Raw genomic sequence first — 2,858 nt, 5'->3', positions numbered from 1 at the left:
CACCCCACCAACCATCGCCCCCAACACCCGCTCAAACCGCTCGACGAGCATCTCGATGGCGGCCGGGTCGAAGACGTCGGTATCGAATTCGACGCGCAGCCCCAGTTCGGCACCCGGCAGAATTTGCAGCATCACCGGGTAGTGGTTGTATTCGCGATTGGTGAATTCGGTGATGCCCAAGTCCTGGACACCCAGCGCGCCGGCGTCCATGGGGTAGTTCTCGTACACGAAAAGGGTGTCGAACAAGTAGTCGTGGCCTGTGATTCGGTGGATGTCGGTCAGGGCGAGGTGCTGGTGGTCCAGGGTGTGGTTGTGGGCGTTTTGGAGTTGGTCGAGCAGGTCGGCAACGGTGCTTTGGGATGTAGCGCGGGCGCGCACCGGCACCGTGTTGATGAACAGGCCCACCATTGATTCCGCGCCGGGCAGCTCGGCCGGCCTACCGGAGACCGTGGTGCCGAAGGCGACGTCGCGCTGGCCGGTCAACAACATCAGCAGCTGCGCCCAGGCAGCCTGCAGCACGATGTTGACGGTGGTGTGACGGGAACGCGCCAATTCGGTTAGGGACCGCGTGGTTTCGGCGGACATCCGAAACGATTCGACACCGCGCCGCCCGAGCGCCAGCCGGCCCGGCGGTCCCAGCAGGGTCGGGGTGTCGAAGCCGGCGAGCACCTCGCGCCACGCCGCTTGGGCGGCGACGCGGTCTTGACCGGCCAGCCAGGTGACGAAGCTGCGGTATGACCCGGCCGGGGGCAGCCGCAGCCCGTGGTAGCCGGCGAATATCTCCCGCAGCAGGATCGGCATCGACCAGCCGTCGAGCACGATGTGGTGATTGGTCAGCACGAACCGGTGCCGTTGGGGTCCGACGCGGACGAGGGCGGCGCGCAGGGGTGATTGGTCGGCGAGGTTGCAGACCGCGGCGCGTTCGGCGGCGCACAGCCCGTGCATCTGCTCATCGATGTCGACCTCGCGGGCGTCCAGCTCCTGATACAGCCAGGGCACCACGGGATCGGCGGGGATGATCTGCACCGGCTCGTCGAATTGCTCGCTGAATCGGGCAGCCAGGTGCGGATGCCGATGCACCACGGTATGCACCGCGTCGCGAAGGCGATGCTGGTCAACGTCGCCGCTCAGGGTGAAATCCAGCTGCATGACGTAGAGATCGTCGCCGCCGCGAGTGGCGTTGGCGTGGAACAAGAGTCCCCATTGCAGGGGGGTCAGCGGCAACACATCAGCGATCCGGGATTGGCGCTGCAGCTCATCGATCTGCTGTTGGCTGAGGCGGGCCGGCGCGATGTCGGCGGGGGTCAACCCGCCTCCGCCGGCACGCACGTGCGCGCAGATTCCGGTCAGGGCGTCAGACCACAAGCGGCTCAGCCGGCTGACCTGTGCGCGATCGATTGCCGAGGGCGCCCATGTCCAGTTGGCATGCAGCTGTGGACCCGCCTCGGTGTCGACGGCGCCGGCGTTGAGTTCCACGGCGTGCACAAGTTCGACGGGCACGGCTACGGCGGCCGCGGCCAGCGCCAGGCTTTCGGGTGCGATTCGCCACAAACCTCCGGGCGCCTCGCCCGGCGTCATGCCCAGGCGCCCCAGGTAATTGAAGCCGATCAACGGGTCGGGCTCGGTCAGCTCGACGTCGGTGTTCAGGTAACGCAGCAGACCGTAGGTCAGGCCGTCGGGGAGGGCACGCAGCTGTTCCTTGACATCCTTGAGCACCGCGCCCAATGCGGCCTCGCCGGCCACTACCTGTGCCCAATCGATCCGGCCCACGGCCAGCGACACCGGGTATTTGGTGGTGAACCACCCCACTGTGCGGGACAGGTCGATATCGGGCGCCAGCTCGTCGTGACGCCCGTGGCCCTCGACGTCGATACCGATCGGCCGGTGGCCATTGCCCAAGAACTCCGCACACGCCAACGCGAATGCGATCAGCAAGATGTCGTGCACGCCGGTGTGAAATGCGGCCGGCACCTCACCCAACAGCATGCGGGTGGTCTCGACGTCCAGCGTCACCGACCAATGCTCAGCCGTGGCAAGGGTTTCCGGCTCAAACCGTGCTGTCGGCAATCCGGATGACGACGCCAGCACCTGACGCCACGCGTCGGCTTGGTCGACGACCTCGGGGCTGCGCGCATGCTCAGCCAGTAGCGACGCCCACCGCCGAAACGACGTTCCGCCCGGCGGCAACGCCAGCTGCTGCCCGGCTTGATGCTGTGCCCAGGCGATGTTCAAGTCCTCCAATAAGATTCGCCAGGACACCCCGTCTACGGCCAGGTGGTGGATGATCAATGCCAGCTGTGCTTTGGCGGCAACCCACAGCGTGCTCAGCATCACCCCGGCCGCCGGATTCAACCGGGATCTGGCCTCCCGCAACGCCTCATCGGTCAATGCCTCCACCGCGTGCAGGCAGCCGGCCGCGTCCACTGACCCCGGTTCGGGCACGTGCAATGACCAATCCTGCGCGTCCGCGCCGTCGACTCGGAGCCGCAGCATCGCATGATGATCGATCAGCGCCTGAAGCATGACCAACACATCGGCCTCGCCGACCCCGCCGGGAGCCTGCACCACCACCGTCTGATTGAAGTGTTCGACCGCGCCGGCGAGACCTTGCAGCCAGCGCATGATCGGTGTGGCGAGCACGTCGCCGAAATCCTCATCGGCAGTGCCACTTTGGCTGTCAGCCAGGGTGGCCACCAGGGCGAGCCGGGCAACGGATTGTTCCACGAAGATGTCGCGCGGTCTGCACATGACGCCGGCCAACCGGGCCCGCGACACCACCTGCATCGACAGAATGCTGTCGCCGCCGAGTTGGAAGAAGGAGTCGTCGATGCCGACGCGGTCGAGTCCCAGTACCTGGG

The 2,858-nt window shown here is 66.5% G+C and carries 1 protein-coding gene; it reads right to left on the bottom strand.

The genetic code is table 11. The features are described 5' to 3' along the window. A partial coding sequence (locus tag BST12_RS28610; protein ID WP_245850616.1) for a condensation domain-containing protein occupies nt 1–2,858 on the bottom strand: 2,858 nt, incomplete at both ends.

The organism is Mycobacterium angelicum, from assembly GCF_002086155.1.
GTDB classification, from domain to species: Bacteria; Actinomycetota; Actinomycetes; order Mycobacteriales; family Mycobacteriaceae; genus Mycobacterium; species Mycobacterium angelicum.
This window is presented reverse-complemented; position numbering and strand designations above follow the sequence as displayed.